The sequence below is a fragment of the Streptomyces sp. PA03-1a genome (genome assembly GCF_033792805.1).
Classification (GTDB): domain Bacteria; phylum Actinomycetota; class Actinomycetes; order Streptomycetales; family Streptomycetaceae; genus Actinacidiphila.
Genome location: NZ_JARAVO010000052.1, coordinates 28,697 through 43,162, shown reverse-complemented (window position 1 = coordinate 43,162; position 14,466 = coordinate 28,697). Strand labels below are relative to the sequence as shown.

General features: G+C 73.3%; 10 protein-coding genes and 1 pseudogene. 5 read left to right on the top strand and 6 right to left on the bottom strand.

Annotated elements, in window-relative coordinates:
• Window positions 1-34 precede the first annotated feature (34 nt).
• From PV341_RS14390 to PV341_RS14380, 3 genes are all read left to right on the top strand, one after another.
• Window positions 35-1,129 (top strand): twin-arginine translocation signal domain-containing protein, encoded by a 1,095-nt coding sequence (locus PV341_RS14390; RefSeq protein WP_500357963.1) that lies wholly within the window; start codon window positions 35-37, stop codon window positions 1,127-1,129.
• Between the two features lie 548 nt (window positions 1,130-1,677).
• A complete protein-coding gene (locus PV341_RS14385; protein WP_500357967.1) occupies window positions 1,678-3,324 on the top strand; it encodes a glycosylhydrolase-like jelly roll fold domain-containing protein in 1,647 nt (548 codons plus the stop codon).
• Between the two features lie 67 nt (window positions 3,325-3,391).
• Window positions 3,392-6,664, top strand: coding sequence for a family 78 glycoside hydrolase catalytic domain (locus PV341_RS14380; RefSeq protein WP_500357961.1), 3,273 nt, complete (start codon window positions 3,392-3,394; stop codon window positions 6,662-6,664).
• 66 nt (window positions 6,665-6,730) lie between these two features.
• Here PV341_RS14380 and PV341_RS14375 read toward each other — a convergent pair whose 3' ends face one another.
• Genes PV341_RS14375 through PV341_RS14365 form a run of 3 tightly spaced genes read right to left on the bottom strand, consistent with a single transcriptional unit; the run spans window position 6,731 to window position 9,098 of the window.
• Window positions 6,731-7,060 carry a hypothetical protein gene (locus tag PV341_RS14375; RefSeq protein ID WP_500357960.1) on the bottom strand — a complete coding sequence of 110 codons (330 nt, stop codon included), beginning with the start codon at window positions 7,058-7,060 and terminating at the stop codon, window positions 6,731-6,733.
• 20 nt (window positions 7,061-7,080) lie between these two features.
• Window positions 7,081-8,460, bottom strand: coding sequence for an MFS transporter (locus PV341_RS14370; protein WP_500357958.1), 1,380 nt, complete (start codon window positions 8,458-8,460; stop codon window positions 7,081-7,083).
• Window positions 8,457-9,098: a TetR/AcrR family transcriptional regulator gene (locus PV341_RS14365; protein ID WP_500357957.1), complete on the bottom strand. Its 642-nt coding sequence runs from the start codon at window positions 9,096-9,098 to the stop codon at window positions 8,457-8,459. Before PV341_RS14365 ends, PV341_RS14370 begins: the two co-directional genes overlap by 4 nt.
• A 112-nt stretch (window positions 9,099-9,210) precedes the next feature.
• Here PV341_RS14365 and PV341_RS14360 point away from each other — a divergent pair, with 112 nt between their 5' ends.
• The gene (locus PV341_RS14360; RefSeq protein WP_500328849.1) at window positions 9,211-10,017 is read left to right on the top strand and encodes a DUF6461 domain-containing protein; all 807 of its coding nucleotides are present in this window, start codon (window positions 9,211-9,213) and stop codon (window positions 10,015-10,017) included.
• A gap of 80 nt (window positions 10,018-10,097) precedes the next feature.
• Here PV341_RS14360 and PV341_RS14355 read toward each other — a convergent pair whose 3' ends face one another.
• The gene (locus PV341_RS14355) at window positions 10,098-11,297 is read right to left on the bottom strand and encodes a CaiB/BaiF CoA transferase family protein (RefSeq protein ID WP_500328848.1); all 1,200 of its coding nucleotides are present in this window, start codon (window positions 11,295-11,297) and stop codon (window positions 10,098-10,100) included.
• 183 nt (window positions 11,298-11,480) lie between these two features.
• On the opposite strand from PV341_RS14355, the pseudogene PV341_RS14350 reads away from it, so the two are divergent.
• A pseudogene (locus PV341_RS14350) lies at window positions 11,481-12,835 on the top strand (RNA-guided endonuclease InsQ/TnpB family protein).
• Here the strand turns inward: PV341_RS14350 and PV341_RS14345 are convergent.
• Both PV341_RS14345 and PV341_RS14340 read right to left on the bottom strand, forming a co-directional pair.
• Complete coding sequence (locus PV341_RS14345) at window positions 12,738-13,688, bottom strand: ornithine cyclodeaminase family protein (protein ID WP_500357955.1); 951 nt, start codon at window positions 13,686-13,688, stop codon at window positions 12,738-12,740. The pseudogene PV341_RS14350 and the gene PV341_RS14345 sit on opposite strands and share 98 nt — an antisense overlap.
• Window positions 13,685-14,443, bottom strand: coding sequence for an IclR family transcriptional regulator (locus PV341_RS14340; RefSeq protein ID WP_500357954.1), 759 nt, complete (start codon window positions 14,441-14,443; stop codon window positions 13,685-13,687). Before PV341_RS14340 ends, PV341_RS14345 begins: the two co-directional genes overlap by 4 nt.
• Between the last annotated feature and the right edge of the window lie 23 nt (window positions 14,444-14,466).

Genomic DNA, 14,466 nt, shown 5'->3' with positions numbered 1-14,466 from the left:
GCTTGCACCCGCCCTCACCTCACGGAGTACCGCCATGCCTGAACTCCCCCTGTCCAGACGCCGTTTCGTGGCCGCCGCAGGGATGACCGGAGCCGCGCTCGCCTCCGGCCTGCCGCTCCCCGCGTACGCCGCGCAGCAGCACCACGGTGCGACGGGGACGACCTGGTCGCCCGCCCGCTTCGCCGACCCCGCCAGGGACAGCCGCCCGACGGTCTACTGGTACTGGAACGGCCCCGTCACCCCGGAGCTCGTCGACGCCCAGATGGCGGACCTGCGGGACAAGGGGATGTACGAGGTCGTGCTCTTCCCGTTCGACAACGCGGAGATGCAGCCGGTCTTCTTCAGCGAGGAATGGTTCGCGATCGTCGGCCACGTCCTGCGGACCGCCGAGAAGACCGGCATGCGGGTGTGGATCTTCAACGACGACCACTTCCCCAGCGGACGATCCGGCGAGTACATCGTCAAGGGCGGCCAGGTCGGCTCACGCACCTACGAGCCCCGCCCCGACCTGCGGCTGAAGGCCCTGTGGCGGTCCAGCACCGTCGTCTCCGGACCCGCCACCATCGACCTGCGCACCACCACCGGCGTCGGCGTGGACACCACCTCGCTGGTCGCCGACGCCGCGGTCCTGGGCGGCGCGGCCGTGCTGCGCGGGGGAGATGAGTGGCGCGACTACACCGTCACCGGCAGCGCCCGGGCCGACCAGGTGTCCGCCGGGCTCGTCGTACGCGCCGCCGCCGACGGCACCGCGGGCTACGCCGTCGAGTTCGACCAGACCGGCGTGGTCACCGTGTCGCTCCTCGCGGAGGACCGGGACCCCGTCGAGCTCGCCCGCTCCATGCGCACCGACGGCTTCAACAAGACCAAGTTCCACACCCTCGCCGTGACCGTCAGCGGCTCCACCCTGACCGTGACCCTCGACGGCAAGGCCAAGGGCACCGTCACCGACACCACGCACCCCGCCGGCGGCGTCGGCGTCCGTGCCACCGGGACGCAGCGCGCCCTGTGGGCGAGCCTGGTCGTGACCGCGGCCGCCCGGTCGGCGCCACCTCCAGCGACCAGGTCGTCGAACTCACCGGGGAACTCGGTGAAGGCCGCACCTGGCGCGTCCCCGAGGGCGACTGGCTGATCGACGTGTTCGGCGGCACCCCGCTGGTCGACGACTCCCAGGGCTACAGCCGCAGCTACGTCGACCTCCTCGACGACGAGCCGGTGGAGCTGTTCCTCGACATCGTGCCCGGCGAGTACCACCGCAGGTTCGCCCGCTACTTCGGCAACGTCATCCCCGGCTTCTGGGACGACGAGCCGTTCTTCGCCTCCGCCGAGGCGCACTTCAAGCGCCTCCCGTGGTCGCCCACCCTGGCCGCGGCCCTGCGGAAGGCCGGCACCGAGCCCGGCACCGCCTACGCGACGGCCTTCGACGACCTCGGCCGTACCGGCCGCATCACCCGGGGCCGCTACTGGCAGGCCGTCTCGGACCGCTTCGCCGGCTACTTCCGCAAGCAGTCCCAGTGGTACGCCGGGCGCGGCGTCGCACTCATCACCAACCCGCTGTACGACGAGACCTCGCCCTCCAAGCGGATCGTCTCCACCGGCGACCTGCACAAGGTCCACCAGTGGGCGCAGGTGCCCGGCGGCGACATCATCACCGCCGAGTACGTGGCGGGACAGCCCACCATGATCCCCCGCAACCCGGTCAGCGTCGCCCACCAGATGGGCCGCGACCGGGCCCTGCTGGAGTGCTTCGGCAACATGGGCTGGCAGGTCGCGCCCGACTTCGTACGGGCCCTGGTCGGCGCGAACGCCGCCCGCGGCGTCAACCTCACCGTGCTGCACGCCCTGTGGACCGACGAGCAACGTGTCTTCTTCCCGCCGCCGTTCGGGCCGCGCGCACCCTGGTGGTGGGCGATGGAGCCGATCGCCGACTGGATCGGCCGCGTCATGGAGGTCGCCCGCGGCACCTCCGGCGCCCGCACCGCCCTGATCCAGCCGCAGCGGGCCGCCGAGCAGTGGCGCGGCACCACCCGCCAGGGCGAGGTCGACGGCGCCTTCACCGACGCCGCGTACGCACTGGAGAGCGCCCAGGTCGACTTCGACCTCGTCCACGAGGGCGCCCTCTCCGGGGACCCGGAGCTGCTCGCCCACGCCCGCGTCCACCAGGGACGGCTCGTCGTCGGCGAGGCCGGCTACGACCTGGCCGTCCTCCCCGTCACCCCGACCCTCGACGCCGCCGCCGTCACCCGCCTCGAGGCCTTCGCCCGGCAGGGCGGCACCGTCGTCGCCGTCGGCACCCTGCCCCAGGAGGACGCCGGCGGGCGCGACCGCAGCCTGGAGCGCGCGCTGAACGGCCTCTTCGGCGACACCGTCCCCGGCAGCCACCGCGTCGGCGCGGGAACCGCCGTCCGCGTCGCGGACTCCGCCGCCCTCGGGGACGCGGCACGGGAGGCGGGAGTCGCCGCGGCCGTCCTCGAACCGCGGGCGCCGGCCGTACGGGTGCTGCGCACCACGCGCGGCAAGGACGTCGCCTTCCTCCTCAACAACGAGAGCGCCGCGCAGGTCGACACCGTCGCCGTGCTCCCCGCCACCGGCGCCCCCGAACTCTGGGACCCCGTCACCGGCACCGTGCGCCCCGCGCCCGTCCACCGGGAGCAGAAGCACGGTGGCATCCGCCTGCCGCTTCGGCTCGCCCCGTACGAGACCCTCGCCGTCGTCGTGCGCGCCGGCGCGAAGGAAGCTCCGCACCTCACGGACAGCACCCTGCCCGCAGCGTCCATCGCCTCCGTCAAGGCCGCCGGCCAGACCCTGCGCGTCACCGCCGTCCTCGACGCGCCCGGCGACCACGTCCTCACCGGCACCGACGGCGGCCGCACCTACCGGGGCACGGTACGCGTCACCGACCCGCTCGCCCCGCTCCCCGTGGCCGGCGACTGGACGCTCACCCTGCAGCGCGCCGGAGCCACGCCGGTCACGGGCCCGCTCGGCAGCTGGACGACCGTGGAACCGCTGTTCTCCGGCAGCGGCACCTACACCACCGAACTCGTCCTCGACGCCGGGACGCTCGACGGCCGGGGCTTCCGCCTCGACCTCGGCCAGGTCAGGGAGGCCGCCTCGGTCGCCGTCAACGGAACCGAACTGCCCCCGCTGCCATGGGCCCCGTACACCACCGACGTGACGGAGCTGCTGCGCCCGGGCCGGAACACCCTCACGGTGCGGGTGTCCAACACCCTGTCGAACGAGCGCAACAAGCCCCTGCCGTCCGGACTCCTCGGCCCGGTGACCCTGCGCCCGTACCGCGAGGTCACCACCACCCTGCGCCGGATCTGACGTGCCGTCCCCCGCAGCGACGGACCCGCAGCCCCCGCCCACAGCACCGCCGTCAAGGAGCACCCGCATGCCCCGACCCCCGCGCGCAGGCACCAGGCGTACCCCGGCCCTCGCCCTCGCGACCGGTCTCACCGCGCTCGTCACGATCCTGCCCACCGCCGTCACCGCGGAGGCCGGCGCCCCCGCGTCGCTGACCGCGACCGCCCTGCGCACCCAGAAGCTCACCCAGGCCCTGGGCATCGACGACACCACCCCCGAACTGAGCTGGGCCCTCACCGGCCGCTCACCGGGGCTCGTCCAGACCGCCTACCGGGTCCAGGCCGCCACCTCGCCCACCAGGCTCCGGCAGGGCCGCCCCGACCTGTGGGACTCCGGCAAGGTCGCCTCCGCCGTCCCGCAGACCGTCTACGCCGGCAAGCAGCTCGGCTCCCGCACCCGGGTCTACTGGCGCGTCATGCTCTGGTCCGCCACGGGCTCGCACGGCGCGGACCACACCGCCGACTGGAGCACGCCCGCGTCCTTCGAGACGGGCCTGACCAAGAGCGGCGACTGGCAGGCCGACTGGATCACCAACGCCGACTGGCAGCTCGGCAAACGCGACGTCACCCCCGTGGTCGTCACACTGCCCCGCACCACGGCCCGCTACCTCCGCCTCGACGTCACCCGCCTCGGCCTGCCCCTGCAGGAGGACTTCCCCGGCCGCACCTGGCGCCTGCAGCTCGGCGAGATCGACGTCCGCGACGCGGCCTCCGGCACCACGGGTCTCGCCAAGGGTGCCGCCGTCACCGCGTCCGAGTCCACCACCCTCCGCAAGACCTGGGAACCGGCCCTCGCCGTGGACGGCCTGCCCAACAGCGGCCTCCAGACCGCCGCCGGCTACTCCAGCGCGGCGCACACCGGACCGGACGTCTCCCAGCAGCCCGTCACGCTCACCCTCGACCTGAAGTCCGCGAAGACCTTCGATCAGGTCGCCCTCTACCCCCGCGCCGACGTCCTCACCGACGACGGCCGCGTCCCCGGCTTCCCCACCGACTACACCCTCGCCACCGCCGACACCCCCACCGGGCCCTTCACCCAGGCCGCGGCCGTCACCGGACGGCAGCCGCCGAAGCCCTGGCTGCCGTCCGGACTGCCCCTGTTCACCAAGGACTTCGCCCTGCCGAAGCACGTGCGCAGCGCCCGCCTGTACGTATCGGGCCTCGGCGTCTACGACGCCACCATCAACGGCAGGCAGGTCGGCGACGCCGTCCTCGAACCCGCCAACACCACCTTCACCAAGCGCGTCCAGTACGCCACCTACGACGTCACCGACCTGCTGCGCACCGGCGGCAACACCGTCGGCGTCTCCGTCGGCAACGGCATCTCGAACGTCGTCAGCACCGCGGACCGCTACCGCAAGCTCTACGGCAACATCAGCGACCCCAAGCTGATCGCCCAGTTGGAGGTCACCCTCGCCGACGGCACCGTCCGCCGCATCGGCAGCGGCGACGACTGGCGCACCACGCTCGGCCCCACCACGTCCTCCAACTGGTACGGCGGCGAGGACTACGACGCGCGCCGCGCCGTTCCGCACTGGGACGAACCCCGCGGCAGCCGCGCCGGCTGGGACAAGGCCGTGACCGTCGCCGGTCCCGGCACCGCGGACGCGCCCGCCCTGCTCAGCGCCCGCGAGACCGAGCCGATCCGGGTCGTCGAGACCCTCACCGGCAAGGAGGTGCCCGGCGCCGAGGGCAGCCGGGTCTTCGACCTGGGCCGCAACATCGCCGGCTGGCCCGAGATCACGGTGCGGGCACCCGCCGGCACCACCGTCCGCATCGTGCCCGCCGAGAGCCTGAAGGACGGTCACGCCTTCCAGTCCATCAGCAACGTCGGCGGGCCCCTGTGGGACAGCTACACCACGAGCGGCTCCGGTGCCGAGACCTGGCACCCCGAGTACGGCTACCACGGCTTCCGCTACCTGGAGCTGAAGGGCCTGCCCGCCGGGGCGACGGTGACCGTCCGCGGCAAGGTGCTGCACACCGACAACACCTCGGCCGGTGACTTCACCAGTTCCAACGACCTGGTCAACGGCATCCACTCCCTCATCCGCCGCTCCATCGAGGGCAACATGATGAGCGTCCTCACCGACTGCCCGAGCCGCGAGAAGCTCGGCTGGCTGGAGCAGGACCAGCTCGTCTTCCCCACCCTCGCCGCGAACTACGACATGGAGTCCCAGCTCCGCAAGATCGTCCGCGACATGGCCGACGGCCAGACCCCCGAGGGCCTGATCACCTCCACCACCCCGGAGTACACGGCCCTGCCCGGCGGCTACCGCAACGACTCCAACTGGGGCGGTGCCTTCGTCCTGGTGCCGTGGCAGCTCTACACCACCTACGGCGACCAGGAGACCCTCGCCACCTACTACCCGCAGATGCGGAAGTACGTGACCTTCCTGGAGGAGAAGGTCTCCGGCGGCATCCTCGACTACGGCCTCGGCGACTGGTTCACCCCGGACACCACCTTCCCCCGCGCGGTGGCCGGCACCTACGGCTACTGGCGCGTCGTCGACGCCATGAGCCGCATCGCCGCGCTCCTGGGCGACCAGGACGCCGCGGCCGGGTACCGCGCCAAGGCCGACGCGAGCGCCAAAGCCCTCGCGGACAAGTACTACGACCCCGCGCAGGGCACCTTCGGCGGCGGCGGGCACGGCGCGGAGGCGCTCGCCCTCGACATGGGAGCCGTCCCGGCCGACCAGCGCGACCGGCTGCTCGGCCACTTCGTCGCGAGCGTCGAGGCGGCGGACTTCCACCTGAACCTGGGGGAGATCTCGCTGCCCGCCGCCTTCCGGGTGCTCTCGGAGTCCGGGCACGACGACGTCGTCGGCCGGATCGCCACCCAGACCACCAGCCCCAGCTACGGCTACCAGGTGCTGCACGGCAACACCACGCTCGGCGAGAGCTGGGACGGCGGCCCCGGCCAGTCCCAGAACCACTTCATGCTGGGCGCCATCGACGCCTGGTTCACCGCCCGCCTCGCGGGCATCCAGCAGGCACCCGGCTCCATCGGCTACCGCGAACTCCTCGTCGACCCGGCCCTCGTCGCCGGCCTCACCTCCGCCTCCGGCTCGTACCGCACCCCGTACGGCACCGCCGGCACCTCCTGGCGCCTGGACGGGGACGCGTACCAGCTGCGGCTCACCGTACCCGCGGGCACCACGGCCGAGGTGCACGTGCCGGTGACCTCCGGTGACGTGGCCGCGCCCAAGGGCGCCCGCTTCGTCCGCTCCGCCGACGGGGAGCGGATCTACGAAGTCGGTTCCGGCGACTGGACGTTCACCTCGACCTACCGCGCCGGCGCCTGACCCCGGCCGGTACGACCCGCCCCGGCCGGCCGCACCTCCCCGTGCGGCCGGCCGGGGCGGCGGCGTTCAGTGGTCCTCAACGTAGACCATGCGGCGGCCCGCCCCGGTCCGGAACTCATGGGCCAGGTAGCGGCCGGTCGCCCAGGTCCCGCCGGGGCCCTTGTAAGCGCCCTTGACCAGGCTCCACAGCCCGGGACGTTCGGCCGCGGTGGTCGGACGGGGGCCGATGCCGCCCATGTCCCCCCAGACGAGGGGGATCGCCGCACCCCCGACGAGCCGGCGGACGGCGCGCAGATCCAGGCGCTTGCGGTGGAGCACCCAGCAGGTCCCCTCTTCGTCGACGAGCGTCACGGGGTCGTTCTTGAGGCTGTCGGGGTTCGAGGGGAAGTGCCGCATAGGCCAGGTCTCCCAGCCGGTCAGCCGGCTGGCGAGGCCGATGCCCGTGCGGGCCGGGGCAGCAGCGACGCCGGGAGCAGGCCGAGCGCGGCGAGCCCGGCGAGGAGGACGAGGGTGGTGCTCATCGTCGCGCCCGGCACCCCGGCCGTACCCGTGGTGCCGGCCGCGACCGCGATGCCGAGGGTGGGGCCGACGTTCATCGCCGTCTGCTTCAGGCCCCCGACGACCCCGGCGTACCCGGGCGGCGCGTCGCCGACCACGGAAGCGGTGGCGGTCACCATGACGGTGGCGAAGCCCGCGCCGAGCACGGCGAACGCGGCGGCCATGGCGGCCCACGCGCTGCCCGGCCCGGACCGCGAGAGCAGCGTGATGCCCAGGACGACCAGGAGCGTGCCGCACAGGGCGGTACGGCGCGGGCCGTAGCGGCGCAGCGCGGCACTCGCGACGGGTGCGCCGAGCACCATGAGCGCCGTCAGCGGGAGCACCCTCAGACCCGTGGCCAGCGGGTCGAGACGCAGCACGTCCTGCAGGTAGAACGTGGCCCGGAACAATGTGCCGAACAGCCCCGCGGTCGTCACCAGCAGGATGGCGACGGACGCCGTCACGGGCACAGAACGGGCCACCGCGCGGGGCACGTTGGGATGCTTCGCATGCCGCTCGTACGCGACGAGCAGCGCGAGGGCGCCCGCCACGGCGAGGACTTCGAGCACCGTACCGGCAGCCGTCCACCCCCGCTCGGGTATGCCCGCCAAGGCGTGGACGAGGGCCGCGAGCGCCAGCGCGAGCAGGGCCGCCCCGGCCATGCCGACCCTGCCTCCGCCGTCGTCCGGCCGCTGCGGCACGGGCACCCGGACGGCGAGCGTGAGCACGGCGATCGCCAGCGCGAGGGGGACATTGATCCAGAACACCGCGCGCCATCCCAGGTGCGCCACGACGAGGCCGCCGAGGACGGGACCGGCCCCCGCGGCCACCGCGAGCGCGCTCGTCCGGACGGCGATCGGCCGTCCCAGCCGGTCCTCGGGGTAGGCCAGCCGCAGCAGCGCCAGCGTCGCGGGTTGCAGGAGCGCGCCGAACACGCCCTGGGCCACGCGCAGGGCGATGACCCACCCGACGCCGCCCGCGACGGCGATCCCGGCCGACGCCGCCCCGAAACCCAGCACGCCGGCGCAGAGCAGGCGCCGGTGCCCGTAGCGGTCCCCGAGCCGGCCCGCGAGCACGAGCAGTGCCGCCACCGCCACCAGGTAGCCCGTGCTGGTCCACTGGACCTCGGCGACGCTCGCACCGAGATCCCGCTGCAGGCTGGGCTGCGCCACCAGCAGGACGCCACCGTCGAGGGCGACGACCGCGGCCCCTGCGACGCTCGCCGCCAGCGCGAGCCGCTGCCGCGCGGGGGAGATCACGCGGGCACCGGCCCGAGGTGGGCGTCGAGGACGGCAGTGAGGAGTTGCTCGTGGCGCAGCGACTCCTCGCCCGGGTCGTCGGCGCCCAGGACGACCTGGAGACTGCCCCAGGTCCACAGCTGGACGAGCCCGTGCAGGTTCGACCAGAGGGCGGCGGCCGTCACCGGGGCGGGCGGCGCGGTGGCCACCACGGCGGCGTCCTGCTCGGCCCGGCACCGGGTGACGAGCTCGACGAGGGCCTCGAAGAGGGGCAGCGACGTCTCCCTTAGCCGCGGACCGCCGTCCCCCTGCGGCGCGCCGTCCAGCAGGTCGTGGCGGAACATCAGCTCGAACATGCCGCGGTGGTCCAGCGCGTACCCGACGTACGCCCGTGCGGCGGCCGCCAGTTGGGCACGCGGTGCTGCCGCGTCCGCGGTGGCGGTCGCGGTCGCGAAGCGCGCGTGCAGGTCCTCGAATCCGCGCCGGGCGATCGCCGACAGCAGGGAATCGTGCGTGGGGAAGTGGCGCCGCGGCGCGCCGTGCGACACCCCCGCCCGCCGTGCGATCTCGCGCAGCCCCACCGACGCGGTGCCCCCGGCCAGTACGAGGTCCACGCCGGCATCGACAAGTCGCTCCCGCAGGGAGCCGCCATCGGTCATGGGGAGTGTCTACCAGCAGCCCGTAGACACTGTCTACGGCAAGGACCGCGAGCTGTGCCGACGCCGGGCCCCTTTCGCGGCCCTGTCGGTGGCGGCGGGCAGACTGTGATGCATGACCTCGGCGACCGCACATGACCATGCCTGGATACGTTCCTCTCCGTTGTTCGGCTACGCGCTGGAGTGTGGGTACACCCTGACCCTGGCGCGGGGTGTCACCCCGGGGGAGGTGCTGCGAGTGATGGGGGCGGAGCCCCAGGGGACATGTACGGGAGCCGACGCGCTGATCGAGCGGCAGGACGAACTGCGCGACCCGATGGACTACTGGGACGACTCCTTCGTCGCGGGCGCGTTCACCGTCCCGGGTGAAGGCGGCGACTGGACGCTCGTCCTGCACGTCGGAGAGGGGGGCACGGGGATGCAGCCGCGCTTCCTGGAGGCCCTGTCGGCGGGCGGGCGCGCCGTGGTGCACTCCAGCAACGGAGGCAAGCCCATGGACTTCTTCCACTGGTATGAGGACGGGGAACTCCGGACCACGTTCGAGCGGCCCACAGTCAGGGCAGGCAGTACCCCCGATGCCCTCAACGCGTCGATCCTCGAGGTCGGATGGGCGCTGTCGGACGACGAATACGGGACAGGCGGGGGCGTCGACACCAAGGCCGCGGCCTTTGCCCTCGCCGAGCGGCTGACCGGGGTCCGGGTGACCGAGGAACTGCTTCGGGAGGCCGAATACCAGCTCGGGCATGTACCCGAGGAGCCCGCCGAGGAGTGGACCGGCATCGTCATCGACATCACCGACGCCCATGGGGAACGCTTTTACATGGAAGTCACCCGTGACGAGGTCGAGAGCGCCACGGCTCGCGCCCGCGCCGAGGCCGCAGCACCGATGGTCATCCGCGGGCCTTCGTCACCTGCTCCCTGACCCGCAGCGCGACGTGCCTGGGCCCGTGAGCTCGGGCTGGGGGACGAGCCGTCGATCCGACGCGATCGCCGTGTGGTCGCTCACCGACCGCCCTCCGTCCCCTCCCGTGCGCCGCGGAACTCGGCGCGAACGGCGTCCGTGTGCTCGCCCAGCGCCGGGACAGGACCCATCAGGGCCTCGCGGCCGCGTACCGTCACCGGCGGCAGCAGCCCGCGCAGCGGGCCGGACGGCGTGCCGAACTCCCGCCAGCGGTCGCGGGCTTCGAGCTGCGGGTGGGCCGCGAACTCCGCGACCGACCGCAGCCGGGCGTTCGCGATCCCGGCGCCGTCCAGGCGTTCCAGGACCTCGTCGGCGGTGAAGGCGGCGAAGTGCTCCTCCAGGATCGCGGTGAGCTCGTCGTCGTGGGCGTGGCGCAGCGGATTGTCCGCGAACCGCGGATCACGGACCAGCCCGGGCCGCTCCAGCACCTTCTCGCACAGGGCGACCCAGTCGCGGTCGCTCTGCACGCTGACGAAGACCTCCCCGCCGTCGCCCGCCCGGTAGTGGCCGTACGGCGAGATCGACGGGTGCCGGGCGCCGCTGCGGGTCAGCGGCGCGCTCCCGTACAGGCCGTGGAAGAGGGGCTGCCCCAGCCACTCGCCGAGCGCGTCGAGCATCGCCACGTCGAACGCGCTGCCTTCGCCGGTGCGTTCACGCTCGTACAGCGCGGTCAGGACGCCGGTGTACGCGTACATCCCCGCCGCGATGTCGGCGATGGAGATCCCGGCCCGCGCGGGGCTGTCCGGCGTGCCCGTGAGCGACACCAGCCCCGACTCGCACTGCACCAGCAGGTCGAACGCCTTCTTCGCCGCGTAGGGCCCGTCGTTGCCGTAGCCCGACACACCGCACCAGATCAGCCGCGGATGCCGCGCGCGCAGCGCCTCCGCGCCCAGGCCCAGCCGCCCGGCGGCACCGGGGGCGAGGTTCTGCACGAAGACGTCCGCCTCCGCCAGGATCCGGTCGAGCAGCGCGCGGTCGCCCTCCTCCTTGAGGTCCAGGACCACGCTCTCCTTGCCGCGGTTGCACCAGACGAAGTACGCGGACTCACCCTTGGCGGCCTTGTCGTACTCCCGCGCGAAGTCGCCGCCGGGCCGCTCGACCTTGATCACCCGTGCGCCGAGGTCCGCCAGCTGACGGGTCGCGAACGGCGCGGCGACGGCCTGCTCCAGGGAGACGACGGTGACGCCGTCCAGTGGCTGCCGCTGTGCCCGGTGCTGTGACGGTTGCTGTGGCTGCTGCAAGGCTCGCGCTCCTGGTCTCTTGCGGTAGGAATCGTGCACCTGGTGTCTCCCAGGGTGCCCGGGCTTTCAGGCCGGGGAGGTGTTGGTGCTTGGGTGGGAGCCGTGAAGCGACGGAGTTCTCTGCGTCTCGGTTCTGAGCTGCGTTCTCTTTCGTTGTCAGTGGGCGCTGTTGGGTTCCGCAGCGTGACGACGACAGCGTTGACCGAGCAGGGGTGCGGGCATGCCCGGTACACCTACAGGTTGCGTGTGTCGTCCACGGCGCGTGCCGGTCTGGAGGCGGAGTGGGCGCGTTGCCGGTGGGTGTGGAACGAGTGCGTGGCGGTGTCCCGAAAGGTCCACAGCCTGAACAGGAGCGCCGAGCAGAAGATCACGTGTGGCCCCGCGCAGCTCGACAAGTTGCTGACCGAGGCCCGGCGGTCGATGGCGTGGCTGCGGGAGGGCAGCTCGGTGCCGCAGCAGCAGGTCATCCGGGACTTCGCCACGGCCCGGACCAAGGCGTTGAAGGACATCACGGCGAGGCCCCGATGGGGCAGCGGGCCGGGATGCCCCGGATGAAGCGCAAGCGCGAGGCCGCACCGTCGCTGAACTACACCGCCCGGGGTTTTCGACTGAAGGACGGACGTCTGCACCTGGCCGGTGGCATCGTTCTGACCGTGGTGTGGTCCCGCGACCTGCCCGACCATCCCACGTCGGTACGCGTGTACCGGGACAGCCTCGGCCACTGGTACGCCTCGTTCGTTGTGTCCGTCGAGGTGCAGCCGCTGCCCGCCACCGGCGCGGTGATCGGTATCGACTGGGGCGTCAAGGAGACCGCGACCACGACCAGCGACATCCACGACCTGCCCCACGCCCAGCACGGGAGGACCGCTGCGGCGAAGCTGGCCCGCTACCAGAAGATGATGGCCCGTCGGCGTACGCCGAGGAACAAGCCCGACACCGGTGGCTACGGCAAGGCCCGCCGGGCCGCCGCGAAGGTGTCCAGGAAGATCGCTCGCCGGCGGCAGGACACTGCCCGCAAGTGGGCCAAGCGCGTGGTGACCGACCACGATGTCATCGCGGTGGAGGACTTCCGGCCGAGGTTCCTCGCGAAGACCACGATGGCGCGCAAGGCGGCGGACGCTGCGATCGGCGCGACGAAGACGGCGCTGATCGAGATGGGCCGCAAGCACGGGCGGGACGTCCGCCTGGTGCATGCCACGCACACCACCATGGACTGCGCGTCGTGCGGAGCGAGAACCAAGCACGCACTTCCTCTTTCGGAACGTACCTACACCTGCACCGCGTGCGGAGCCGTGTCTCCCAGGGACAAGAACTCCGCCCGCGTGATGCTGGTCCGGGCTGGTCTCAACCCGGCTGGTGCTGATCGTGTAAGCGCTGGCGGACCGCTGGTCCCCAGCCCACGTGAGCCAGGAATCCCCGTCCTGTGGGACGGGGAGGATGTCAAATGTCCACGGTCGTGCCCAGTCCCTCCGCACGCGCGACGGCGTGGACGACATGGGCGGCGGCCACGTCGAGCGCCGCGTGCCCCGTGGACTTGAAGACGGTCAGCCCGCCGGCCTCGCCGCGTCCGGGGTGGTCACCGGCGAGCACGGAGCCGAGCAGGACGACCGCCCGGCCGGGGGAGAGACCCTGCAGTTCGTGGGCCCCGGCCGGGGGAGGGGAGCCGGCGGCGCCGGGCCACTCGGCGAACAGCGCGGCGTCCCGAACGGTCTCCGCGTCGAGTTCGGGGCCGTGGGAACCGCCGACGGAGCTCACGTGCGTGCCCGGCGCGAGCCACGAGCGGCGTACGACCGGACGCGTCGCCCCGGTGCAGCAGAAGACGACGTCGGCCCCGCGCACCGCCTCCTCGATGCCCTCCGCCACGCGCGCCCCCGGGTGGCGGGCCGCGGCCTCACGGGCGCCCCGCGGGTCACGGCCGGCGACGACGACCTCCGCGGCCGGGTGGAGTTCCGCCAGCAGGTCGATCTGGGCGCGGGCCTGGGCCCCGGTGCCGACCACGGTGTGACGCAGCGCCCCGGGGCGGGCCAGCGCCCGCGCCCCGAGCGTGGCCGCCGCGGCGGTGCGCACGCCCGTCAGCGACTCGGCGTCCATCAGGGCCAGCGGGCGCCCGTCGTGCTCGTCGAACAACGCGACCATGCCCCGGTGCGCACTGCGCCCGGGCAGCGCCGGATCGCCGAAGACCGACACCAGCTTCGCCGCCAGGCCCAGCCCCGGAACATGGCCCGGCATCGCGCCCAGCAACCCGGCCGGGGTGCGCGCCGCGATCCGCGGCGGCGCCGACACCTCGCCGCGGCTGATCGCGACGAGGGCCGTGGCCACGGCGTCGACGACGCGGCGGGCGTCGAGCGCGGCCCGGGTCTGCGCCCGGTCGAGGACGAGGAGACCGCTCATGACGTGGCTCCCTGAGGATCGGTCAGAATGCGCCGGAGCTCGTCGGTGGCGTCACGCAGCGCCCGCTCCAGGGCGGGCAGCCGGGCCTGACCGAACTCCGCGTCCGGCCCGACGACGGTGAGCGCGCAGACGGGGGCGCCCGGGACCGGCGTCACGGCGCGGCTGATCGAGGCGACCAGCTTCTCGTTGCGTCCGCGCTCCACGGCCACCCCCGTCCGCTCCGTACGCGCGATGTCGGCCAGCAGTCCGTCGTCCCCGTCGAGCGGGTGCCCTTCGGCCTCGGCGGGACGCAAGTAGGGCGCGCGCGCCGCCGGGTCGAGTGCCGCGACCAGCGCCAGCGGCCCGGCGAAGCGGTGCACCGGCAGCGCCTCGCCCAGCAAGTGGCTGATCATAGCCAGGCGTTCCGGCCGGACGACGTCGATCACCCGGGCCCGGTCGGCCTCCAGTACCTGCAGGTTGACCATCATCCCCGTGAGGTCGGACAGCTCCTGCAGCACCGGGCGGGCCAGGGCGTTCAGGGAGTTCCCCGCCGCGGCCGCCGACATCCGCAGCACCGCGGTGCCGGGCAGATAACGGTCACCCGCCCGCAGCACCCAGCCCCTGCGCACCAGGTCCAGCAGGATCCGGTAGGCCGTCGCGCGGTGCAGGCCGACCTCGCCGGCCAGGTCCGTCAGGCGGACGGGACGCGGCGCACGGGTGACGGCCTCGACGAGGTCGAGCGCCTTGTCCACCGCGGTACGCGGGGCCTCGGGCATCGCGGCCACTCCTTCTCGATCTC